The sequence below is a fragment of the Coleofasciculaceae cyanobacterium genome (genome assembly GCA_036703275.1).
In the GTDB taxonomy this organism is placed as follows: Bacteria; Cyanobacteriota; Cyanobacteriia; order Cyanobacteriales; family Xenococcaceae; genus Waterburya.
In genome coordinates this window covers 202,468-225,659 of sequence record DATNPK010000096.1, presented here as the reverse complement: position 1 = coordinate 225,659, position 23,192 = coordinate 202,468, and the positions used below count along the sequence as shown (strand labels likewise).

22 protein-coding genes are annotated in these 23,192 nt (G+C 40.0%); 10 read left to right on the top strand and 12 right to left on the bottom strand.

The features are described 5' to 3' along the window. Positions 1 to 3: 3 nt before the first annotated feature. The 7 genes from V6C71_20250 to V6C71_20220 all read right to left on the bottom strand — a co-directional run bounded on the left by V6C71_20250 (position 4) and on the right by V6C71_20220 (position 5,539). Positions 4 to 231: a type II toxin-antitoxin system HicA family toxin gene (locus V6C71_20250; GenBank protein ID HEY9770790.1), complete on the bottom strand. Its 228-nt coding sequence runs from the start codon at positions 229 to 231 to the stop codon at positions 4 to 6. Continuing rightward, a complete protein-coding gene (locus V6C71_20245; protein ID HEY9770789.1) occupies positions 224 to 433 on the bottom strand; it encodes a type II toxin-antitoxin system HicB family antitoxin in 210 nt (69 codons plus the stop codon). Before V6C71_20245 ends, V6C71_20250 begins: the two co-directional genes overlap by 8 nt. A gap of 87 nt (positions 434 to 520) precedes the next feature. Beyond that, complete coding sequence (locus V6C71_20240; GenBank protein ID HEY9770788.1) at positions 521 to 979, bottom strand: DUF29 domain-containing protein; 459 nt, start codon at positions 977 to 979, stop codon at positions 521 to 523. A 279-nt stretch (positions 980 to 1,258) separates the two neighbouring features. Continuing rightward, positions 1,259 to 1,693, bottom strand: a complete 435-nt coding sequence (locus V6C71_20235) for an NfeD family protein (protein ID HEY9770787.1) — start codon at positions 1,691 to 1,693, stop codon at positions 1,259 to 1,261. A gap of 330 nt (positions 1,694 to 2,023) precedes the next feature. Next, complete coding sequence (locus V6C71_20230) at positions 2,024 to 3,595, bottom strand: serine/threonine-protein kinase (protein HEY9770786.1); 1,572 nt, start codon at positions 3,593 to 3,595, stop codon at positions 2,024 to 2,026. A gap of 314 nt (positions 3,596 to 3,909) precedes the next feature. Further along, complete coding sequence (locus V6C71_20225; protein ID HEY9770785.1) at positions 3,910 to 4,554, bottom strand: cofactor assembly of complex C subunit B; 645 nt, start codon at positions 4,552 to 4,554, stop codon at positions 3,910 to 3,912. Positions 4,555 to 4,810: 256 nt separating this feature from the next. Continuing rightward, positions 4,811 to 5,539 (bottom strand): response regulator transcription factor, encoded by a 729-nt coding sequence (locus V6C71_20220; protein ID HEY9770784.1) that lies wholly within the window; start codon positions 5,537 to 5,539, stop codon positions 4,811 to 4,813. A 270-nt stretch (positions 5,540 to 5,809) separates the two neighbouring features. On the opposite strand from V6C71_20220, the gene radA reads away from it, so the two are divergent. Next, positions 5,810 to 7,321, top strand: a complete 1,512-nt coding sequence (gene radA, locus V6C71_20215) for a DNA repair protein RadA (GenBank protein HEY9770783.1) — start codon at positions 5,810 to 5,812, stop codon at positions 7,319 to 7,321. Between the two features lie 153 nt (positions 7,322 to 7,474). Here the strand turns inward: radA and V6C71_20210 are convergent, their stop codons facing one another. After that, entirely contained in the window at positions 7,475 to 8,452 is a 978-nt protein-coding gene (locus V6C71_20210; protein HEY9770782.1) for an aldo/keto reductase, read from the bottom strand. A 148-nt stretch (positions 8,453 to 8,600) separates the two neighbouring features. Between V6C71_20210 and V6C71_20205 the strand changes: the two genes are divergently transcribed. After that, positions 8,601 to 10,325 (top strand): ATP-binding protein, encoded by a 1,725-nt coding sequence (locus V6C71_20205; protein ID HEY9770781.1) that lies wholly within the window; start codon positions 8,601 to 8,603, stop codon positions 10,323 to 10,325. A 150-nt stretch (positions 10,326 to 10,475) separates the two neighbouring features. Beyond that, positions 10,476 to 10,679, top strand: a complete 204-nt coding sequence (locus V6C71_20200) for a hypothetical protein (protein HEY9770780.1) — start codon at positions 10,476 to 10,478, stop codon at positions 10,677 to 10,679. Positions 10,680 to 10,747: 68 nt separating this feature from the next. Here V6C71_20200 and gatA read toward each other — a convergent pair whose 3' ends face one another. Then, positions 10,748 to 12,202: an Asp-tRNA(Asn)/Glu-tRNA(Gln) amidotransferase subunit GatA gene (gatA, locus tag V6C71_20195; GenBank protein ID HEY9770779.1), complete on the bottom strand. Its 1,455-nt coding sequence runs from the start codon at positions 12,200 to 12,202 to the stop codon at positions 10,748 to 10,750. Positions 12,203 to 12,441: 239 nt separating this feature from the next. Here gatA and V6C71_20190 point away from each other — a divergent pair, with 239 nt between their 5' ends. Continuing rightward, positions 12,442 to 13,350, top strand: a complete 909-nt coding sequence (locus V6C71_20190) for a carotenoid biosynthesis protein (GenBank protein ID HEY9770778.1) — start codon at positions 12,442 to 12,444, stop codon at positions 13,348 to 13,350. Between the two features lie 24 nt (positions 13,351 to 13,374). After that, positions 13,375 to 14,550 carry a glycosyltransferase family 2 protein gene (locus tag V6C71_20185; protein HEY9770777.1) on the top strand — a complete coding sequence of 392 codons (1,176 nt, stop codon included), beginning with the start codon at positions 13,375 to 13,377 and terminating at the stop codon, positions 14,548 to 14,550. 77 nt (positions 14,551 to 14,627) lie between these two features. Here V6C71_20185 and V6C71_20180 read toward each other — a convergent pair whose 3' ends face one another. Beyond that, on the bottom strand, positions 14,628 to 15,068 hold the full coding sequence (locus V6C71_20180; GenBank protein HEY9770776.1) for a hypothetical protein: 441 nt from the start codon (positions 15,066 to 15,068) through the stop codon (positions 14,628 to 14,630). Positions 15,069 to 15,397: 329 nt separating this feature from the next. Here V6C71_20180 and mnmA point away from each other — a divergent pair, with 329 nt between their 5' ends. From mnmA to V6C71_20165, 3 genes are all read left to right on the top strand, one after another. Continuing rightward, complete coding sequence (gene mnmA, locus V6C71_20175) at positions 15,398 to 16,456, top strand: tRNA 2-thiouridine(34) synthase MnmA (protein HEY9770775.1); 1,059 nt, start codon at positions 15,398 to 15,400, stop codon at positions 16,454 to 16,456. A gap of 274 nt (positions 16,457 to 16,730) precedes the next feature. Next, the gene (locus V6C71_20170; protein ID HEY9770774.1) at positions 16,731 to 16,985 is read left to right on the top strand and encodes a helix-turn-helix domain-containing protein; all 255 of its coding nucleotides are present in this window, start codon (positions 16,731 to 16,733) and stop codon (positions 16,983 to 16,985) included. A 424-nt stretch (positions 16,986 to 17,409) separates the two neighbouring features. Next, positions 17,410 to 17,859 carry a hypothetical protein gene (locus V6C71_20165; GenBank protein ID HEY9770773.1) on the top strand — a complete coding sequence of 150 codons (450 nt, stop codon included), beginning with the start codon at positions 17,410 to 17,412 and terminating at the stop codon, positions 17,857 to 17,859. A 469-nt stretch (positions 17,860 to 18,328) separates the two neighbouring features. Here V6C71_20165 and menD read toward each other — a convergent pair whose 3' ends face one another. Continuing rightward, positions 18,329 to 20,047, bottom strand: coding sequence for a 2-succinyl-5-enolpyruvyl-6-hydroxy-3-cyclohexene-1-carboxylic-acid synthase (menD, locus tag V6C71_20160; protein HEY9770772.1), 1,719 nt, complete (start codon positions 20,045 to 20,047; stop codon positions 18,329 to 18,331). Positions 20,048 to 20,145: 98 nt separating this feature from the next. Further along, entirely contained in the window at positions 20,146 to 21,573 is a 1,428-nt protein-coding gene (locus V6C71_20155) for an isochorismate synthase (GenBank protein ID HEY9770771.1), read from the bottom strand. 321 nt (positions 21,574 to 21,894) lie between these two features. Here V6C71_20155 and menA point away from each other — a divergent pair, with 321 nt between their 5' ends. Both menA and V6C71_20145 read left to right on the top strand, forming a co-directional pair. After that, complete coding sequence (menA, locus tag V6C71_20150) at positions 21,895 to 22,803, top strand: 2-carboxy-1,4-naphthoquinone phytyltransferase (protein HEY9770770.1); 909 nt, start codon at positions 21,895 to 21,897, stop codon at positions 22,801 to 22,803. Continuing rightward, the gene (locus V6C71_20145) at positions 22,796 to 23,191 is read left to right on the top strand and encodes a RidA family protein (protein ID HEY9770769.1); all 396 of its coding nucleotides are present in this window, start codon (positions 22,796 to 22,798) and stop codon (positions 23,189 to 23,191) included. The genes menA and V6C71_20145 overlap by 8 nt, the downstream gene beginning before the upstream one ends. The last annotated feature ends 1 nt before the right edge of the window (position 23,192 follow it).

Sequence of the window (23,192 nt, the reverse complement as noted above, 5' to 3'; positions counted from 1 at the left end):
TGCTTAAAGATTGTCAATAAATTCTTCTAAACCTAATTGTGCCTGTCTAAGAATGCCTTTTAATGTTCCAGTTTTTAGCTCTTTATGTATTGGCACAACACAACCAACTAGACCATCGGACGTTATCTTTTTCATAATGACGTGACTACCAGTTTGACGAGTTTTTTCAAAACCCAAACGCTCTAATGCTCTAATTGCTTTTTTACTAGAAATTCTGGGCAATTTAGGCATAGCTAATGTCCATAGTGGTGATATATATAGGAGAAGTCTCTGGCAATGGAAACTCTTCTAAATATAATCTTGTAGCTTCTTTTAAACCCAAAACAGCCTGTTCGATAGTTTCCCCTTGGTCTACTGTGCCAATTTCAGGACATTCGGCAATATAAGTATCGTCTTCTTTGTAAACAACTACTGTGAAACTACGGCTTTTCATCTCAATCTAGTTTTAAGCTTTTTTGCAATTTTAGCCGATCGTCTTACGTAAGGCGATCGCTTTTTTATTTTCTTTTAGAGACGCGACTTAATCAGGCAAAAAATCTTCGTCAAGAAATTCAGCTAAGGAAAGACATTCTTCAGGAAAAACAACGGCAGATAAACCCGTTTCGTCAGCAGCTTGTTTTTTTGCAGCTAAATAACAATCAGCTAATGCGAATAATAAGTGATTTTTAAGACTGGGACTATCAGTAAGCAATCGTTGTACTCTGCGTCGATGTTCTCTGATACTAGACTTCCAGCTATTAGAACGCATGGAGGGTTGATATTGCCATTTAAGCAAGTGAAGTATAACGACAATCAAGTTGCTTTCAATGGCTCTTTTTTCACTTTTACCCAAGCTTTCTATTTCCTCAATTAAATTTTTTAGGTCTAGTTGAGTAAATTCTTTTTTCTTTAGTAATTCAGCAGTTCGAGTAAGCCACTGACAATAATCGCGATCATAAAGAGTTGTTTGGTTGTCATTTATTTCTAGTTGAGTAGTCATAAATCTTCAAACACCTGTAATGATTGATTTGTGGCTTTCTAATTATATCAAGAACTAAAAAAACCTTGTTGAGCCTTCTCTACTAATCGCAGATCGCTTTTTGCTCAATCAGAGTTACTAAGCTAATCGGTTTAGTTTAATATAAATATCCAAGGAGTAGAATCTGCTGAGCCAGTATATATTGGTTCTCTCTCTTGGCACAACCCGCAGAATCGAGAAAAAACTTCGATCGCGGTAATTGGTTTCGATCCTGAAAGACCGGTGTTTGATTTACTTAATTCAGTCTCGATCCAACATTTGCCTGGGTAAAACAATTAAAGTGTTACCTTGCTTGCGAACTACAAAAACAGGTTCATTAGGGGCAATGTCTCTAGTTTCATCGGCACATTTTGCTCGCCAAGAGTTACCTTCATATAAAACTCGCCCTGCGCTTCCAGCGGGTATACCGCCAATGGCGGTAGCTTCCAAATCATCTCCCGTAATTGATATTCTACGCTTGGGTGTAAATAAACGACGTGAAAGAATAGTTAATCCAGTCGAGAAAATTAGCCACAAACCAGTCAGTAAGGTGTATTGTGGCAAAAATAAAGATACAACTGCCACTAGCAGCGCAGCAATACCCATCGTAAAGCTGACAAACGCAGTGGGGAAAACGAACTCCATCGAGCAAAGAATTCCTGCCACAATTATCCATAAAAGAGTAGGATTAATCATAAGCAATTTATTTTTGTCACTAAAAAATTGGCAGCCTTGAATCTAGATTAAGTGGCTGAATATATAAAAACTTACTTTAATTTTAACTACTGGCATTATTAAAATATCTAAAAATAATTATTAAGCTAACTAAAAATTGTTAGGAGTTAGTCACTAATAATATTTATTTCTTCTGAAAAGATCATTTGTACTATATCTTTGAAGCTTAGAATATTTTACCTGAAGCTAGACAAGCGATCGTTATACTCAATAATTACTTGCTTGTATCTTATATTGGTAGAAAAAATATTTTCCCATTACTAATATAACCTGAGTTCGGACATTAAAAACTTACCAAAATCCCCGCTTACCGCTAGGCATAATTGTCATCCAGTTGGTTTTAACTTCTTCTAATTGTTCCTGAGTTAAATTAGTATGACTAAGATTAGCTCCACACAGGTTAGCACCCTTTAGATTAGTATTTTTGAAGTTAGCATAGCTTAAGTTTGCTCCTCGTAAATCGACCCCTTCTAAATTGCAAGAATTAAAAAAAGATTTAGTTAGATTAGCATTACGTAGCATAGCCTGGCGCACATCAGAATTAATAAAATTAGCCCGATTCAAATCAGCTCCGTGAAAATTAGTTCTGACTAATTTAGAACCGTGAAATTTTGCCTCAGACAAATCTGCCTTTTGCAAATCTTGCATACCTAAATCTTTCAAACTAAAGTCTTTTCTACCAGATGAATAAGCATTTAAAACCTCTTCTGCCGATATTTTTATGGGTTTTGCAGCAGCTTTGGTATTACTAAATGAAGTCGTTTTTTCTGCTGCGCTATTTCTAGGATTAATCCTTTGGGAACTAGTTCTCGAGTATCTAGAGGTAGATGTAGTTTTGCTACCTGCGTGTTGAGAAACTCTACTAGGAATATTATGACGAGAACCTATTCCAGTTCTATGTGAGATGGAAGTACTAGCATCTCCAGCAATAGGATAACTCAGCATACTTTCAGATAAGCTATCTGTATGGTTTTCTAGATCCAGTACCTGTAATACTTCTTCAGCAGATTTGTAACGGCTTTTGACCGCTATCTCTAGCATTTTGCTCAATATTGCGGCAAAACTATCGCTAATATTAACGTATTTAAACCAGTTTATTTCCCCAGTAATGGGATCGCAATCCATGTTTTTTGGGGCTTTTCCAGTCATTAAATACATACAGGTAACGCCTAAAGCATAAACATCACTGGCATAAACAGGACGCATAGCTAATTGTTCAGGCGGAGCAAAGCCTGGGGTACCTACTGCAAAGGCAGTCAAAGCCGTTTGATTGGCTGCCGCTCCAGCACTATTGACCTGATCTTTGACTACTCCAAAGTCAATTAAAACTAGTTTGTCATCTATTTCACGACGAATAATATTAGCAGGCTTAATGTCTCGGTGAATAACTTTTTGAGCATGAATATCTCTAAGAATTACCAAAACCTCTTTCAGTACTTGTCTAGCTTTTGCTTCGTTTAAGACTCCTTGTTTTCTTATTTCCTGCTGCAAATTATTGCCTTTGACAAACTCCTGAATTAAGTAAAACTGCTGACGCTCTTCAAAATAGTCTAACAGTCGAGGTATTTGAGGATGATTTCCGATTTTACCAAGAGTTTGAGCTTCACGCTTAAACAACTCTCGCGCCATTGCCAGAAAATTGGGGTTATCTGTGTTAGGTTTTAACTGCTTGATTACACACAAAGGTTTACCTGGAAGTCCTATATCGGCTGCCAAAAAAGCAGCTCCAAAACCGCCTTTGCCCAAACCTTTAACTAAATGATAACGATTATGCAATAGCAGTTTAGACCCACATGCTTCACATATTTTTGACTTAGGATGATTAACAGGTTTGGGACAGGATGGATTTAGGCAATAGCTCATTCAAAATACCTACAAGGCTCTGTCTAACAAATACATCATTTATCCGAGCAAATTCGCTCAATAGCTGAATTAAATCTGAGATATTGTCTTAAATATTGTTTGTTTCCAGCTGTTTCCTCACCAGCATATCCTACATTTTTAAAAATCAGTTGAGAGAAGCTAATTATTAATCAGTCTGTCCGATTATTTATTTAGATCAACTGTTTGAACGAGAAGCTCAAGGCTTAAAAAATGAAATTAGATTGGCATATTCAAGAAATTATTCAGTGGTTGCATCTGGCTGTGACTGACAAAAAAACTTTTATTCGTAATGTTTAATCAGTAGCACCTAAAGTCACCGCTAATTTATCAGCAATACCTTCAATCCACTGTTCGTCTTGTTTGGTGTAGCTGCGAGGAGCATTTGCGCCTAAAATCAACACTCCCTTGTCGCCAATTGGCTGACAAATAACTCCTTGGGTATTCTCTGGTAAATAGTCAAACTCTACTTTACCTGGATAAAGATTCAATTTTACTAAATATACGGGCTTTCGTCTTGATAATACTCTGGCTAAAATTGCTCCAGGCTTTACTTGAGAATTCTTACCTAAAATACCCCGTCTGAGAATGGTTTTGCCATCATAATAAACTACTAGAGATCGCGTTACGGTGTTAGTTATCAACAAATGAGAAGCCCAGGCTAACTCAGTTTTAGCTAAGTCTGAAAGCTCGGAACTAAACTCCAAACCTGTTTCGCCAATCAAATCTACGGTATCGGGAGTTCTCGCTTGGATCTGTTGCCAAAGCAAACCCACCAAAATTAACACCGCCCCTTCAATTACGCCCAAAGCATCCGAACGTGCCTGAGAATCAGTTATTTGGGTTGTTAACAGGCGATTGAGCAGCAGTAAAAAACCGCCTAATCCTCCAACCAAGAAAGGTAGCAACCTGAGTATTCGATTGGTGTCAGATTTACTCATTTTTGAAGCTTTTAGTCGTTAGTCTTTAGCTCTTAGCTTTTATGATCATTACGCCAGATCCTGACGGAATTGCCACACATCAAAATTTACGTAAGCTGCAAGGTAAATAGGTGAACATTGTGAACAAGATGATTTGCTCGCTTTCGACTCTCATGAGACAATTACCTTGAGGGGTTTGACCCCTTTGAGTCGGCACGGACTCGGAGCTTCTATCCGAGTAGTAAGTGCCTTCAAACTGTTAAGGTTGACTCTTGGCTTATTCTTCCCCTGCTTCTAGGATGCGTTGAAATAAGTAGCCAGTACCTCTAGCAGTAAGGATTAGTTCGGGATTGCTGGGATCGTCTTCTAACTTGGCACGTAGACGAGAGATATGCACATCGACTACGCGGGTGTCTACATGACGCTCAGGAGTGTAACCCCATACTTCCTGTAAGATTTCTGAACGGGAGAAAGGTTCACCTGAACGGCTAACCAATAGCTCTAGCAAACTAAATTCCATTCCTGTAAGGCGAATACGTTCATCACCTTTGTATACTTGACGTTTGTTGGTATCAATCTTGATCGAACCAACGTGAATTACTCCCGAACTGGGAATGCCAGGCGCGCCATTTTTCTCAACTCGGCGCAGTACGGAGCGAATTCTGGCTTCTAATTCTTTAGGAGAGAAAGGCTTAACGACATAATCATCTGCACCTAATTCCAAACCAGTGATGCGATCGGCAACGTCTCCCAAAGCAGTGAGCATTATAATAGGAATATCTGATTCCTTGCGCAATTCTTGACAAACACCATAGCCATCTAGCTTAGGCATCATTACATCCAGAACTACCAAACTAGGTTCAGCAGTACGAAAAGTTTCTAAAGCTTCTTCGCCATCGGCAGCGGTAACTACATCGTAGCCAATCATGGAAAGACGAGTTTCTAAAATGCGACGGATGCTAGCCTCATCGTCCACGACTAAAATTTTTTCTTTATTAGTTTCCAAGTTATTAGACACTCCTTTTTTAAGTAAAATTACTGATCTTTAAGTTAAATTTTAATTGCCTAACAGTATACGCTGTTGTGTCGGCAACTCTTAATAGCACTAAACGTCTATTCTACGGCGAATATTCTAACTATTCGCACAATTGAGGAGTTTTTTCAGATTTAATTTATCTTTGAAGCTTTTAAAGTTTCTTAGGATTGAGCTTGTATTATCTTTAAAGTGTATTACTTATCTTTTTATTTCTTTAATTCGCTAATTTTATTTAAGCAAATGGCTAAAGCAAAACAAATATATGTCTGCAATAATTGTGCGGCTGAATACAGCCAGTGGTTCGGCTTGTGTAAAGAATGTAACGAGTTCGGCACTATTTCTGAAGAACCAGTTGAAATTGCTTCGGGCGGAGGGGGATACAGCAGAGGAGGATGGCAGTCTGGGACTCGTTCTAATAACAAGATATCTGGAACAGCAAAGCCTAGAGCCTCTCTAAAATTTTCGGAAATTAACAACGACGTTCAAGAACGATTTCCTTCAGGGTATGCAGAATTCGATCGCGTCTTAGGCGGAGGTGTTGTTCCTGGTTCTCTAGTTCTGATTGGTGGAGATCCAGGGATTGGTAAATCGACTTTGCTATTGCAGGTAGCGAATAAATTATCCTATAGTTTACCCCGAATTCTTTATGTTTCGGCAGAGGAGTCTGGACAACAGGTAAAATTAAGAGCCTCTCGTTTGGATGTAGCAGATACTAAAACAGCAGCGGCTAATAATGGTAAGCAAAATGGCAAGTCTCCTCATAAAAAAGACAATAATCTTTACGTAATGCCAGAAACGGATTTAGAAGAAATCTTGCGAGAACTCGAATCATTGAAGCCTCAAGTAGCGGTAATTGATAGTATTCAAACGCTACATTTTGCTGCCTTAACTTCTTCTCCTGGTTCTGTAGCGCAAGTTAGGGAATGCACCTCGGCATTAATGCAGGTAGGAAAAAGAGAAAATATTACCCTACTAATTGTCGGTCATGTTACCAAAGAAGGCGCGATCGCAGGACCGAGAGTATTAGAACACTTAGTTGATACAGTACTATATTTTGAGGGCGATCGCTATGCTTCTCATCGTCTGCTGCGCTCGGTGAAAAACCGCTTTGGCGCAACTCATGAAATCGGCATCTTTGAAATGGCTGAAGGGGGTTTAGTTGAGGTAGATAATCCCTCAGAATTATTTCTCGGTAATCGAGACGAAGCTTCCCCTGGTACATCAATCGTTGTTGCCTGCGAAGGAACTCGCCCACTTGTAGTAGAAATTCAAGCTTTAGTTAGTCCCACTAGCTATACTTCTCCCCGCCGCTCTACGACAGGAATAGATTATAACCGCCTACAGCAAATATTAGCCGTACTAGAAAAAAGAGTCGGTGTACCATTATCAAAACTTGATGCTTACGTGGCTTCGGTTGGTGGTTTAGGGGTAGGAGAACCGGCGGCGGATTTGGGAGTAGCGATCGCTATTGTCGCTAGTTTTCGCGATCGCGTAGTCGATCCTCGTACGGTTTTAATTGGCGAAGTTGGTTTAGGGGGACAGGTGCGTCTAGTTTCCCAGATGGAATTACGTTTAAAAGAAGCAGCTAAACTAGGATTTAAAAAAGCGATCGTACCTAAAGGGCAAAGCTTACCCGATGACATTGGCTTAGAAATTATTCCAATCTCTAAAGTAATTGATGCCATTATTGCTGCCATTCCTTCTGAACGCTCGGGAGATTTTCCTGTAGTTGCTGAAGAATACCCTGAGTAAGTTAATTTACCTATATTCTGCACTCGACATAGAGCAATTAATTTAGCCAGATGTAGATTACAAAAGTTTTTGATTGGGTAGACTAGATTGATTTGTCTAAGTAATAAGTTCTACTCAACTGAAATTCGCTGTAAAAGATGGAATTATCGACAATTAGCGAGTTTGAAAAACATTCTGCACCATTGGCTTATTTATTTTTGCTGCTGTACAGTCTAATTCTGCCACTTCGCCTGCGTCTAGTAACCAATCCTTAGCTGCAATATTTTCTTGTGCTTGTTTGAGATTTTTTGCTCCAGGAATCGGAATTGCACCCTTGGCAATGCACCAATTAATAGCCACTTGAGCCATCGTTTTATTACGGTATTGCGCGATCGCACTCAAACAGTTCAACAACGGTTTGGCCTCAGGAACTAATCTTTTGAACAGCAAGCCTCGTAAACCTTTAGGATAGGTACTAGGATGGGAATATTTTCCAGTTAGAACACCCAAACATAAAGGACTATAGGCAATTAATTTTATTCCCAATTCATCGCAGGTGTCTTTGATGCCCAAATCATTTACGGGATAAGTAGAGAGCAGAGAATACTGTACCTGTAAGCTAGCAATCGGAATTTGGCGATCGCTAAATTTCTGGTGAACTTTAATCAATCTCTTCGTACCATAGTTAGATAGTCCTATACCTTTAATTACCCCCTGTTCGTATAAATCTGCCAAACCATCCAATAGCTGCCATTCTTGCCAAGGAAAATAATTAGCCGTTGACCAGTGCATCTGTGCTAGATCTACTCTACCCATCCGTTGTACGGAGGCAAATCCTGCTTTTATCATCGACTTTGAAGTTAACCGCCAGGGATAAGCAGCTAATTTAGTTGCCAGACAAATCTGCTCTTTATTCACTCCCAAATATTCCCGCTCAAATCTTCCTAACAGCTTTTCGCTCTGACCGTTGAGTTTACCTGTACCATAAGAATCACCAGTATCAAACAGAGTTACTCCATTACTAACGCAAAGATTAAACACCTGCTGTAATTGACTGTCCATACTCTCGTCATAACCCCACAACAGACGGTTACCCCACGCCCATGTCCCGCAGCCCATTGTGGCTAAGATTAGTTCTTTAGTACTTTGCATAATAACTTTTTATTTTGATCTGATAGGATATTAAAAACTAAATCGGCTAGAATTAGCGCAATAAGCGTAAGTTAGCAAAAAAACCCTGCATATTGGCAAAAACCTAGTCGGCTTCGCAGCTTAAGAAAACCCCGATCATCAACAAAACATGAATTCTCAGATCCCCTTAGGTTCGGTTATTCAAGGTTCTTTAACCAAAGGTTTAGAAGTAAGATTACACCCCGATGTATCGGTGGAAGATATGCGAGTCGGCAAATTTCTTGTAGTCCAGGGAACTAGATCGCGTTTTTTTTGCTTATTAACTGATGTATCTTTAGGCTGTTCGAGCGATCGCATTATTGCCAATCCTCCACCCATTGAAGATACTTTTTTAAGAGATGTTCTAGCTGGCAGCGGTACTTACGGCACGGTCGATCTTTCGCCGATGCTGATGTTTACCCCCACCGCAACCCAGAGCGACTTTTCTAGCTTACCGATACAGTCGAATCAATATACTAATACTAGTCTGGGTTCGTTACAACCTCAAACTAGTACTGACATGGAATTGCTGCCTGTTAAGACAATTCCAGCTCACTTTAGCCAAGTTTACGAAGCCAGCGAACATGATTTTCGTAGCGTGTTTGGTTGGGAAGACGATCCTTTTCGCCGTAACTTTTCCATCGGTCAACCTTTAGATATGGATGTACCCGTATGTGTTGATCTAGATCGTTTTGTGGAGAGAAGTAACGGCATATTTGGTAAATCTGGGACAGGTAAATCATTTTTAACTCGTCTGCTATTATCTGGAGTAATTCGCAAAGATGCAGCAGTCAATCTGATGTTTGATATGCACTCAGAATATGGCTGGGAAGCGATGAAGGAAGGTAAACAAGTAAGCACCGTTAAAGGCTTACGTCAGCTGTTTCCTGGCAAAGTAGAAATGTATACTTTAGACCCCGAGTCTACCAAACGCAGAGGCGTTAGAGATGCTCAAGAACTTTATCTCAGCTACGATCAAATCGAGATTGAAGATCTCAAATTAGTCTCTTCGGAATTAGGTCTATCCGAAGCAGCGATGGATAATGCCAACATTTTGTATAACGAATATGGTAAGTCTTGGATCATGCGTTTGCTCAACATGACCAACGAAGATATCAAGCTGTTTTGTGAGTCTAAACAAGGACACCAGGGTTCAATCTCTTCCTTGCAGCGTAAATTAATGCGTTTAGACAGCCTTAAATATATTCGTTCAGCCTGTCCCCACAACTACATCGATCAGTTAATTCAGGCTTTAGCTGCGGGTAAAAACGTAATTATCGAATTTGGCTCTCAGTCTAATATGCTTTCCTATATGCTGGCGACCAATATGATTACCCGTCGTATCCACGCCAGCTACGTCAAAAAAGCCGATCATTTTTTGCAAACCAAAAACCCTCTCGATAAACCCCGCCAGTTGGTAATAACCATCGAAGAAGCTCACCGTTTCCTCGATTCTAGTATCGTGCATCAAACTATCTTTGGTACGATCGCCCGTGAGATGCGGAAGTATTTTGTTACCTTGCTGGTAGTCGATCAGCGTCCCTCGGGAATTGATAATGAAGTTATGTCCCAGATTGGTACTCGTGTCACCTGCTTACTGAATGATGAGAAAGATATCGAGGCAATCTTTACAGGAGTATCTGGGGGAGCAAACTTAAAGTCGGTATTAGCCAAACTAGATTCTAAACAACAGGCTTTAATCTTAGGTCATGCTGTGCCGATGCCAGTGGTAGTGCGTACTCGCGCCTATGATGCTCAATTCTATCGCGAGATTGGCTGCACCGATTGGGAAGAAATGCCCAATGAAGAAGTATATGCAGCAGCGGAAATTGCTAAAGCTGATTTAGGGTTTTAATTACAGCCAGTAGCGAGTTTTTTTCCTTATTACTCATTACTCATTACTCATTACTCATTACTCATTACTTCAGCCCTTCGGGCTTGGTAACTTATTACACCATTATTTAAAAATACTAAAATACTTAAAGACGAATTTTAAGCTGAGAATATGAATCCAGAGCAAGTAAACTGCGCAGTAGATTGCGCTAATGGCTGCGTTTTAGGCGATCGCTGCCCGAATAAAGAATATCGAAACGAAGCTGCTAAATTTATTGAAGACACTTCACTAGATAAAATGCTGGAAATGGCGGAGATAGCCCGCATGAAGAAGATATCTGAACCGCCAAAATGGATAATTCCTGACGAGATTTAGATGACATCGTTATAGATAGGGGCGAATTCAGATTCGCCCTTAAAAAATTCTGCCATCCCGCTATATTTTTAGATTTCGGGGTGTTTTTTATGCCATTCTGTCGCCTGTTCATAAGCATGGGCGGTATGAAACAGTACATCTTCTCGTAAAACATTACCGATCAACTGCAATCCAATCGGTAAACCTTGACGATCGAAACCGCAGGGAATACTCATTCCTGGTAAACCAGCTAAGTTAACGGGAATAGTCATCAAATCTAAAAGGTACATACTTAGAGGATCTGTAGTTTTATCTCCTGCTTTAAATGCTGTGGTAGGCGCGGTAGGCGCAACTAAAACATCTACATCTTCAAATGCGTGATCGAAATCTTGTTTGATTAAAGTACGAACTTTTTGCGCTTTGAGATAATAGGCATCGTAATATCCTGACGAAAGTGCATAAGTACCAATCATAATCCGCCGTTTTACTTCTGCTCCAAAACCAGCAGCACGCGTACCAGTATACATTTCCAGCAGGTTATCAGATTCTTTTCGGATCCCATACTTAACTGCATCATAACGAGCTAAGTTAGCAGAAGCTTCTGAAGGAGCAATAATGTAATATGCTGCTATACCATAGCGGAAACGAGGACAGGAAATTTCTTTTACTTCTGCACCAAGTTCCTCTAATTTGGCGATCGCGGTTTTTACCGTTTCCGCAACCACGGAATCTAATCCCGATCCAAAAGTTTCGGTGATGATGCCGATTTTTAAACCTTTTTTGAGTTCAGGCTGGAGATATTGCCTATAGTCGGGAATGTCTACTTTAAGACTGGTAGAATCACGAGGATCGTGTCCAGCGATCGCATTGAGCAAAATCGCGGAATCTTCTACGCTACGGGAAAAAGGACCAATTTGATCTAAAGACGAGCCAAAAGCCACCAAGCCAAAACGCGACACTAAACCATAAGTGGGTTTTAATCCTACTACGCCACAAAGAGAAGCAGGTTGGCGAATCGAGCCTCCTGTATCTGAACCTAGAGCAACTACACATTCTCCTGCTGCTACTGCTGCTGCTGAACCACCAGAAGAACCTCCTGGAACTCTTTCTAAGTCCCAAGGATTAGCTGTAGTTTGAAAACTAGAGTTTTCCGTCGAGCCTCCCATAGCAAACTCATCTAGGTTAGTTTTGCCGACGAAAACCATTCCCGCATCTTTTAATTTTTGAGTAACGGTAGATTCATAAGGAGGCACAAAATTAGCTAAAATCTGAGAAGCGCAGGTGGTTTTGATCCCCTTGGTACACATATTGTCTTTAATTCCTATGGGAATACCCTCAATTATTCCAATAGATTCCCCTGCTGCAATTTTGTTATCCACTGCTTTTGCCGTGGCTAACGCTTCGTCGGCAGTTACAGCCAGAAACGCTTTAACTTTTGGTTCTACTGTTTCAATGTGTTTTAAAGTAGCTTGGGCAATTTCTACTGCCGAACGTTCTTTACTAATTAACTGCTGATGTAACTCTTTTATACTTCCTTGGTACATCTATCAAATTACCCTTGTTTTATACCTATTGAGACTTAGTTGTTTGATCTTGTTGTGATCGCTTTTGGCAACTTATTATTTAGAGCAAACCACAACACCTTAACTCTACTATTTTCTGTGAATCTGGGGCTATACAGCCTCAATTGAGAATTAATTCCTCTTTTTGCTATACATAACTTAATCAATGTTTGTAAACTAGTTGAGTAGGCTAATCTTTATACAATAAAAGTATTTAACTTATGAAGCGAACATTCAGTACCGAAAATTATTTATTAACAGGTCATGTCTTAGCGATGGCGTTTGGCTTGGCAGGAATTATTCTCGTGTTGCCTAATGTTGATTTTCAGGCAAAGTTAGCCCAGTTTGAATGGGGTTCGACGATTTTTGGTTGGTCAATGGCAGGCGGGGGGGTAGTTTATATGCTGCTAGCTACGGCTGCGGTTGCTCTTTATGCCTATCGTACATTAGGCGTGTGGCATTGGTTGAGCTTTATGATTCCAGCGATCGCCCTATCTTTAGGTAGCGAATTGTTAGGTACTAGTACAGGATTTCCCTTCGGTCAATATCGTTACCTTAGTGGATTAGGTTATAAAATCGCGGGATTAGTACCGTTTACGATTCCCTTGTCTTGGTTTTATTTAGGCTTTAGTGCTTATGTAATCGCTTTGGCAGGATTAAAAAGATGGGCAATAAGCAATTGGTTATGTCAACTTGGTGCAATTGTATTTGGTTCACTGTGTCTCACTTCATGGGACTTTGTGCTAGATCCTGCCATGAGTCAAGCACCAATTCCTTTTTGGGTATGGGATCAGCCAGGAGCATTTTTTGGTATGCCCTATCAAAACTTTGCCGGTTGGATGGGTACAGGAATTGTGTTTATGACGGTGGCTACTTTGCTGTGGAAGATCAAGCCATTCACGCTACCCAATAACGATCTCAAACTTCCTCTAGCTATCTACCTAGCTAATTTCGCCTTCGCTGCAATTTTGAGTTTAGCAGCAGGATTCTATATTCCTGTATTATTAGGAGTTGTTCTTGGTATTCTTCCTCTGGTCGTTCTTTATTGGATGGCAACTAAACAACCTGTTTCCTCCAGTCAAAATGATGCTTTGGTAACGGCTAAGCAACCAGCAACAATCAACAATTGATCATCACATCTCCAGGAATAATTAGTGAATTCTGAGCTTTTCTACGCATTTGCTTTTGGGGTTCTAATCTCCCAGCTAGTAAGCACCGCAATTTTATTATCTCGTTTACTTAAAGGAGCAAGCAGGCGATCGCCTTTACAACCCCAGGCAGCTAATCCCGATCTTATTGGTAAAGTAAGTGTTGTTGTACCTACACTAAATGAAGCTACAAGAATCACTCCCTGTTTAACTGGTTTAAGTCATCAAAGCTATGAACTGCGCGAAGCAATTATTGTAGATAGTAATTCTCAAGACGGCACACAGGATCTAGTAAAAGCCGCGGGTCAAAGCGATCCTCGGTTACGTCTGATTACTGACGATCCTTTGCCGCCTGGCTGGGTTGGTCGTCCTTGGGCTTTGCACACAGGTTATTTACACACTTCTAATCATAGTGAGTGGTTTTTGGGCATAGATGCAGACACTGAACCCCAACGTGGTTTAATTGCTAGTTTAGTTGGTATTGCCGAAGCCGAAGGCTATGACATGGTGTCTCTAGCACCGCAGTTTATGCTGAAATACCCAGGGGAATGGTGCTTGCAGCCTGCTTTATTAATGACGCTACTATACCGCTTTGATTCGGCGGGAGTGGATGCAGTAAATTCAAGTAGAGTGATGGCAAATGGACAGTGTTTTCTGTGTCGTCGCTCAGTATTGTCAAAACTTGATGGTTACACTTCTGCTGCGGGTTCGTTTTGTGATGATGTCACTTTAGCCAGAAATATTGCTGCTGCGGATTACAAAGTGGGCTTCTTTGATGGTTCTAAAGTGATTAAGGTCAGAATGTATGAGGGGGCAAAAGAAACCTGGAATGAATGGGGGCGATCGCTCGATCTTAAAGATGCTGCTTCTAACTCCCAAGTTTGGGGAGACATTTTATTCCTCTTGTGTGTCCAGGCTTTACCGTTACCGTTGCTGCTATTAACTAGTTACCTGCTTTATTTAGGCAATAATTCCCCCAACATAATTACATTATTTAGTTTAAACGCTTTTCTGTTTTTATTGCGTTATGGAATGTTAATGGCGATCGCCTCTTCCTATTCTGGCTCTTCTTTCTTCTTCTGGTTATCACCTCTTGCCGATCAGCTGGCGGTGTTGCGAATTTTCCTATCCTCATTAACAAAACCGACTAAATGGCGGGGGAGGAGTTATGGAGACAAATAATCAGCATTAAATCTGTTATAACTCTCTAAAAAGTTGAAAAAAGCAACCATTCACCAAAAACCCTGAATTGTTTTAATCTACTGAGCCACAATTCTTGCCCATAAACCTGCAACAGCCAGCTTACGTACCAAATCTTCCGCGTTGTCTTGTTGACTAAATATTCCCACCTGAATAATATTGCCTTTGATAAAAGCGCCTGGTTCAATATCTTTTACTTGAAGCAATAGTTCGTCGGCACTACCATAAACCTCTACCCTATAGCCCTGTGCTGCTGTTAGTTGTTTATTATTGGTCAAAGTTTTACTATCTGGTGCTTTAAAAGTGTATTCCCGCGAGCCATTATTACTGGAATTATGATTACTTTTACTTAAATAAACAGTGCTACTTTCAGAAATATTTAGAGGAAAAAATAATTGCTTTTGAGTTTTAACATCGGCAGCATTGACAGCGATCACCGAATTAAAAGCGATCGACAAGCTGCTTAAAGATAGCAAACAATATTTATAGTTAGTATTCATGTTTCAAATAAAAAATTGCCGTATGAAAAGTAATTTGCCAATATCTATTTAAAATAATGGTTTAATTTAACCATTTTCATTAATAATTCTATATCTATGCTTGTTCGGGCTAGATCAAGTATAGATATTTTAGACTTAGAATAACGCCGAAACTGTGAAGTCGAAGACACGTCCCAGGTCGCACAGCAGGTCATAAAATGAGATAATGTATATAAATACAGTCTCAATATTTTCGTTAACATAGATAGTTACTATCGTCGAGCAAACGAAACAGGTAGTTTTAAAGTACCCTCAATTTGAATAGAAGTTAACATTCTCGAATAAGTTTCATGAATAAGGTCGTTGTCGGCTTATCTGGTGGCGTAGACAGTTCAGTTGCTGCTGCTACCTTACATCATCAAGGTTACGAAGTAATTGGTCTTACCCTTTGGTTAATGAAGGGTAAAGGCCAATGTTGTTCCGAGGGAATGGTGGATGCTGCTCGACTTTGCGAAGAATTAGGCATTCCCCATCATATTGTGGATAGTAGAGAGGTCTTTCAAGCAAATATCATTGATTATTTAGTCGATGGTTATGAAGCTGGAGTTACTCCTCTTCCCTGTTCTCAGTGCAACCGGGCGGTGAAATTTTCGCCCATGTTGGACTATGCCAAAAAAGAATTAGCTACAGATAAAATTGCTACTGGTCATTACGCCAGAATCAATTACGATGAGCAGAGCGATCGCTATCAACTTTGGAAAGCGGTAGATCGGAATAAAGATCAGTCTTATTTTTTGTACGATCTGACTCAAGAATTATTAGCAGGATCGGTTTTTCCTTTAGGTAATCAAACCAAAGAACAAACTCGTCGCATCGCAGGAGAATTTGGTTTAGCTACGGCAGAAAAACCTGAAAGCCAAGATTTGTGTTTAGTAGAAGCCCATGGCTCGATGCAGACTTTCTTAGATCGCTATATCAAGCAAAACGAAGGAGATATAGTAGACATGGCGGGAAACGTCTTAGGAAAACACAGAGGAATCCATCATTACACTATTGGACAAAGAAGAGGTTTGGGTATTGCTGCACCAGAACCTTTGTACGTAGTTAAGTTAGATGCGATAATGAATCGAGTAGTAGTAGGCGATCGCTACGCTGGGGGACGATTAGAATGTACAGCATCTAGAATGAACTGGATTTCTATTGCTAAACCAACTACACCGATCAGCGCCGAAGTTAAAATTCGCTATCGTTCTCAATCTGTACCTGCACAAATAATTCCTCTTGAAAACTCCCGCATCAAAATTATGTTTGAGGAACATCAGTTTGGCGTAACTCCAGGACAAGCAGCGGTTTTGTATAAGGGAGAAATGGTTTTGGGTGGCGGAATTATTGAGATGACTGGAGATTAGGTAATTATCATCTTTACTTTTTTCGACAAACAACTAATAGCTAACAGCTTGTCAAGGAAATAGAAAAAATTTTGATGTAGTTTCGAGTAACAGGCGATCGATTAGGGTACCCATTCGGGTGCAGTCACCCAGCGTAATCGCGAAATACGATGCTGCAAAAAAACTTAGAACTAGAATTAGTTATAAAATACCCCTGGCACTTACACAAAAATCTTCTGGTTAATAACCTTGATAAGGTAGTTATATCGTGGAGCATACGCTGGGTTGTAAATCGATGTTGGAAGTTTTACGCTTAATTGGCTACGGAACTAACCGTCCAGGAGCAATGACTCGCGCAACTGAGGGATTGACAACTAAAGTTTTAAATGAGCGGTTAACGGATCTCGTCAATTTTGGTATTATCGAAAAAGTTGCTTATCCTGAGATTCCGCCTCGTGTCGAATATAAGTTGGCCGACTTTGGCTCTCGGTTCGTTGAAATTCTAGACATTATTGGCGATTTAGAAGAATATCGGCAAAGCTGCCCTTAAAGTATGAGGGTAGAGGACTATCGACAAGTTGAAGCGCAGCCCAACAAGTCGATGAAGCGGACAGTTGAAAGATCTTGGTGAGGATGCAACGGTTACTTGCTGCCGCTCATCTTGGTCGTTGTACCCTTGAGACTATCGGTGGGGACTGTCTAGCCAAGATGCCTGTCCGAGTTCAATATCTCAGGGAATAGTCAAAGAGGCAGCAGCAAATTGATGAAAGGCGATTCGCAACCTTAGACTATTTAAGACGAAAAAGAAAGTTAAAGTTCTAAATACCGATAATAGGAAGCGATTGATAATCTTATAAATATTTGTCAAGTATTGGTTGACAAATAGAATTTTGTCTTAACTTGTTACTGATGGCTAATAGCTATTAGCTGACAAGATAAAATTAATCTGAACTAAGCAAGAGTTAATTATAAATATGGAAAGAGGACTTTTGTGGCTACCGCTGTTGGCAGCGTTTATCTGGCTAGCCTGGAGTGGTTGGAACGAATATCAAAAACTAGAAGCTTATAAAGTTTGGGCAGAGGATTTTGATAACGCTAAGTTTGATATTTATGCCGTGTTGGGTATTAAAAAAGATCGAGTCACTTGGGGTAAACCTACTCGTAAAGGAATGATTGATTTACAAAGTTTTTCTTTGGACGATGTAGTAGAAATCAATTTAATGGTGAAAGATCGACCTGTCAAAATGGCTGCGCCAGGCACTGTAGAATTAGATAATCTGCCAAACAAAGGAAAAACCGCCCTGAAATTTAGCTTGAATGACCGAGAATCTATACAAATTCCCTTCACTGACATTTCTTTGGCCGCAAAATGGTGTGCATATCTAGAGCAAGCACGTCAGAGTTTACCCTTTACAGATAGTTAATTTATGAATAAGGTCAGTTAATTGGCTTTATATTACATTTTGTGAAGTTATGCTGTATTGCTTTTCGATACTCAATTTGTTTTGATTTATCGTAGCAGGTAAGCGAAGGTTAAATAAGAAAATAAGTGATAAATCTGGCTAAATATTAAAATTACCAAAATATTGTTTAAAAACTTAAAATTGGTTAATATAGATATATAAATACAGTCAACCACCAACTTATAAAAGTGTTGACAGATAAATACCGCACCCTCAACCTGGATCAAACTGGGTGCATATTTAAAATCTTTTTAAAATACCAATCTACCAATCTACCTATCTACCTATCTACCTATCTACCTATAAAGGTGAAAAACAAAAAACCGTACTGTATTCTATACGTTCTAATGTGTAGCACCAGCATTGGTTTTATTACCTTTGCCTACTGGCTTACTCAACCATTTTCTTAACTTTTGTAGCTCATATATAGTTATTTACCAAATTTACCCAGATTGTTTTTTAACCAAATAGCATCTGCATGGCGATCGCAAGTAAGTTCTAAAACTCTGATGCCCGACTTAGGTAAGTTTTTGATTAAGCTTCCTAACTGTTGCCAATTTTTTATTGTTTGATGTTCCACATCATAGGCAGCACAAAGTTGAGTCAAATCAACTGATTGCGGTGTAGCAAAATACTCTTCAAATGAGGGGAAGTCGGCGATCGGCAACATCTCGAAGATACCCCCACCGTTATTATTAATTACAATAATAGTTAAATGCCCTTGAAATTTCTGACGGAGCAAAAAGCCATTAGTATCGTGTAGTAAAGTCAAGTCTCCTGTCAATAATACCCCCGCATCTTGATAGGCAATACCCAAAGCGGTAGAAAGCGTACCATCAATCCCATTTGCTCCACGGTTAAAGTAGGGAACTATTTGATTGTTGTTAGGTTGCCAAAAATATTCAGCATTACGCACCGACATACTGTTGGCGATGAAAATTGGCGTACCTGATGGCAGACTGTGAGAAACAAGCCATGCAGCCTTTGCTTCATGTAGATCGCTGAGGGATTCGAGAGTACTATCTAAGCCAGTTCTAGTTATGGCTTCTAATTCGCACCACTGCTTACAATAGCTTGATGTTAAACCATTTTGATCATCTATTGCTATATTTTGAGCAACCTGTTCAATTGAGCTATGAATCTGAATCGTTTTGCCATGCAGCGGATCGAAGTTCTCAACTTTTTGCTCGATAACCCAACGCTCGATCCCCAGTTTATCTAACCAAGTTCTTAGCTGCTTGCTGGTGGGTAGTTCGCCAATTTGAATCACCACTTCGGGAATTAGTTTGTGTGCTTGTGACTGACGCAAAATTGAATCATAAGTTGAAATCAAATAAGGATTAAGTCGTGCGTAATTTCTCAGAGGAGATAAGGCTTCGGCTAAGACAGGAAAAGAGAGGTGTTGAGCTAAAAGCGCGATCGCCTGACAATAAGCTTGGGGATCTTGAGGTTGGGCTAAACCAGCAATAATAATGCCTGACTTACCTTGCCAACTATTCCAGGGTAAAGAACAAGAAGCGTTCGGATACTTTACTGGTATACTAGCAACCGCCGAAAAGAAATCCTCAATTGAAAATTGATTTTTGATTGCTAATGATTGTTCAATAGGTATTAATGGTTCGCGTAAAGGAATATTAAGATGTACGACTCCAGGAGTGGGAAATAAAGACTGTTGCCATGCTTGAATCATGGTTTGTCGCAGATAGCGCAGCATGGTGCTAGTCGCTTCAGGCAATGCTAGTTCACACTGCCAGTTAGGAAGATTACCGTATAGCTTTACCTGATCGATCGCTTGTCCTGCATGACAGTTACGTAGTTCTGGAGGGCGATCTGCCGTCAAAATAATTAAAGGAACACCGCTTTCTTTGGCTTCGATTACCGCGGGATAAAAATTGGCTCCAGCTGTTCCAGAGGTACAAACTAACGCTGTAGGTAAACCAGTTTTTTTAGCTCTACCAAGGGCAAAAAAGGCTGCCGAACGCTCATCTAAAATTGGAATAGCGATAATTCCTTGATGACTGGCAAAGGCAATTGCTAAAGGAGTTGAACGTGAGCCTGGACAAACTACAGCAGTGGTAATGCCACAACGATACAACGTCTCGGTTAATATCGATGCCCACAGCGTATTTACATTACGAAAATCGATCATTTGATGTTTTGGGTAGGGGCAAACGGCGTTTGCCCTTACAGAATCTGTCGCATTCTTGTTTATATCTGATATGAGCCGTCAGTAATCGTTAAATATAGTTACACTAATGCTTTTAACAAAGACTGCAATTTTAGCTGCACCTCATCAAATTCTTTGTCAGGATTAGAACCAGAAACTATACCTGCCCCAGCATATAGCATAGCGCGATCGCCATCAATTAGCGCCGAACGAATACCGACAATAAATTCGCAATTTCCTTCGTAGTCTACCCATCCTAGAGGTGCTGCGTAGAGAGAGCGAGCAGATTTTTCATAGTAACGGATCTTTTCACAGGCAATTTCGGTAGATACACCAGCTACCGCAGGAGTTGGATGGAGCAATGCTACAATCTCTAACGGCTCAATATCTGCGGGGAGGTGAGCATAGATTGGTGTCCACAGATGTTGAATATTTGATAGCTTGAGCAGTTGTAAAGGCAGCTGCTGGGGTTTTAGACCGATACCTCGCAGACGCTCAATTATGAAGTCACGAACGGCTTGATGCTCTCGCTTTTCTTTTCTATTTTTGAGCAATAAATTAGCCAAGTGCAAATCTTCGGCATTATTCGTGCCTCTAGGAGCAGATCCTGCTAGAGCATCCGTTACCAGCTGTTGGTTTTGAACGCTCAACAAACGTTCTGGACTTGCTCCAATAAAGTTTTGTCCCGCACCATTACCCGTAGAAAATATATAGCAATCTGGGTGAAGTCCTCTTAAATTAGCTAAAGATTCAATAATTTTAAACGGAACTTTAGACTGGATTTCAGTAGTGTGGGCAATAACAATTTTGCTTAATTCACCAGCAGCAATTGACTCCAGAGCAGAAGCAACAACCGATTTAAAGTAATCTGGGTCTTGTGAGCGAGCGCGATTTGTTGACAACAAATTATTTTTTCGCTCTAGGTTTAGTTGTCCTAATGTAGACCAAGGAATACTATCTACTTTTTGCTTGATCTGTTTTACCAAATATTTTTTATCTTCCCCTTTTTCTAAAGGAAAATTAACAATTAGACAGCAATTTTTATGTTTTTTAACTATCTGAAATCGAGGTAAAAATAAAGTTCCAGATTTAAAAGGCTCAGGCTCCTGATTATCGGCAAAAAAAGTAAAGCTACAAAACACGCTCGGTTTTCCAATTGATAGACCGCTCGCCCCCGCTCTAATAATTTGTTGAAAACAATCTTGGATAAAGTTTTGTGCCGAACTAAACCTGGAATTATTCTGGGGATAATCGCTGCGAGTAATCCCCCAAGCTGATACTGCTTCTTGCTTGCTACAGTTTTCCCAATAAAAATGTAACGAATGACTATGGCTAAATTTTTGGAGGCAGGCAAGAGGATCGACATTGGGAATTTGACAAGAAACACTAATAATATCTGTATCTTTGGTAATGGCAAAATTCAGTTCTTTATTCTGCCAAAAATTGTTGAGTTTTGTATCGATATTATTTTTTAAAATAAAATTACTAGATTGAGTTGCAAAAGACATAGAGCTGGTAGATTGTGTCATTACCCAAAAAGTTTAGGCGGCAAAACTAGAATAAGATATTAAACTGACCATTGATAATTAAACAGCCACTAAATAGGGCAATTTTTATGATTTTTATTATAGGCTACTGTCTGCAATAGTCCTAGCTAAAGACAACTAAGGGCAACAGTTCGTTTTTATAAATTAGCTCAAGCTAGAGTAGTTATGGCAAAACTTTAACTTTCATGAAACTTGGTAAACAGCAGTAACGATAACTGATAGGGTACTAAATGTTGCCTTTCAAAGTGGAACAGCTATCATTCCCGCTAGTACACTGCACATATGACTACCAAGCAAATAAGCCAAAAAAACCATCGGCTGTGGCTAGCTGCAATTAAACCGCCAATATATAGTGTAGCGATCGCGCCTATTGCCGTGGGTACGGCAGTTGCTTTTGCTAAAACTCATCTTTTTAATCCCCAGTTCTTTTTTACCTTCTTAGGAGCGGCAATTTTGATTATTGCCTGGTTAAACCTGAGCAATGATGTTTTTGATTCAGAAACAGGTATTGACATTAATAAAGCGCATTCGGTAGTTAACCTAACAGGAAATAAACCTTTAGTGTTTTGGGTAGCTAATCTTTGTCTTGGTATCGGAATTGGGGGAATTTTAGCCCTGTCTTGGTGGCAACAGGATTTAACGGTATTAGCACTAGTATTGCTATGCTGCTTCTTGGGCTATACCTATCAAGGCCCGCCGTTTCGCTTAGGCTACTTAGGTTTGGGAGAAATAATTTGTTTCTTTACCTTTGGTCCTGGTGCAGTTTCTGCTGCCTACTATGCTCAGACTCAAACATTTTCGGCAGATAATTTAGCGATTTCTAGCATTGTTGGTATTACTACCTCAATTATTTTATTTTGTTCTCATTTTCATCAGGTCGAAGACGACTTGGCAGCAGGAAAGCGATCGCCAATTGTGCGTTTAGGAACGGCTAAAGGTGCGAAGGTATTAACAGCTGCTACCGCTAGTATTTATATCTTAACGCTAATTTTGCTCGCTACTGGTACATTGCCTCTTTTTAGTTTGCTCGGTTTTGGTAGTTTGCCCTTTGCCTATCAGTTGGTTCACCACGTCAACCAAAATCATGCTGTTCCTCACAAAGTTAGTAATAGCAAGTTTCTTGCCGTTAATTTATATCTTTCTAGTTCGTTGTTGTTAATATTAGGATTAATTTTTAGTTCCCATGTTTAAAAAAGTTATTCGTACCGATCGAGCACCCGCCCCAGTTGGTCCTTATAATCAGGCGATCGCTACTTGTGGTCAGATGCTGTTTGTCGCAGGACAAGTTCCTCTAGATCCCCAGTCGGGAAAAATTATTGGTGAAGGAGATATCACCGCACAAACTCAGCAAGTAATGGCTAATATTGAGGCAATTTTGACTGAAGCAGGAGCAACTTGGGATAATGTAGTCAAAACTAGCGTTTTTATGACGGATTTAGCCCACTTTGGCTCCATGAATCAAGTATATGCTCAGTATTTTGCCGAAGCTACTGCTCCCGCCCGCGCCTGTGTTGAGGTTTCGCGTTTACCCAAAGACGTATTAGTTGAGATTGAATGTATTGCCGTAATTGATAATTAGT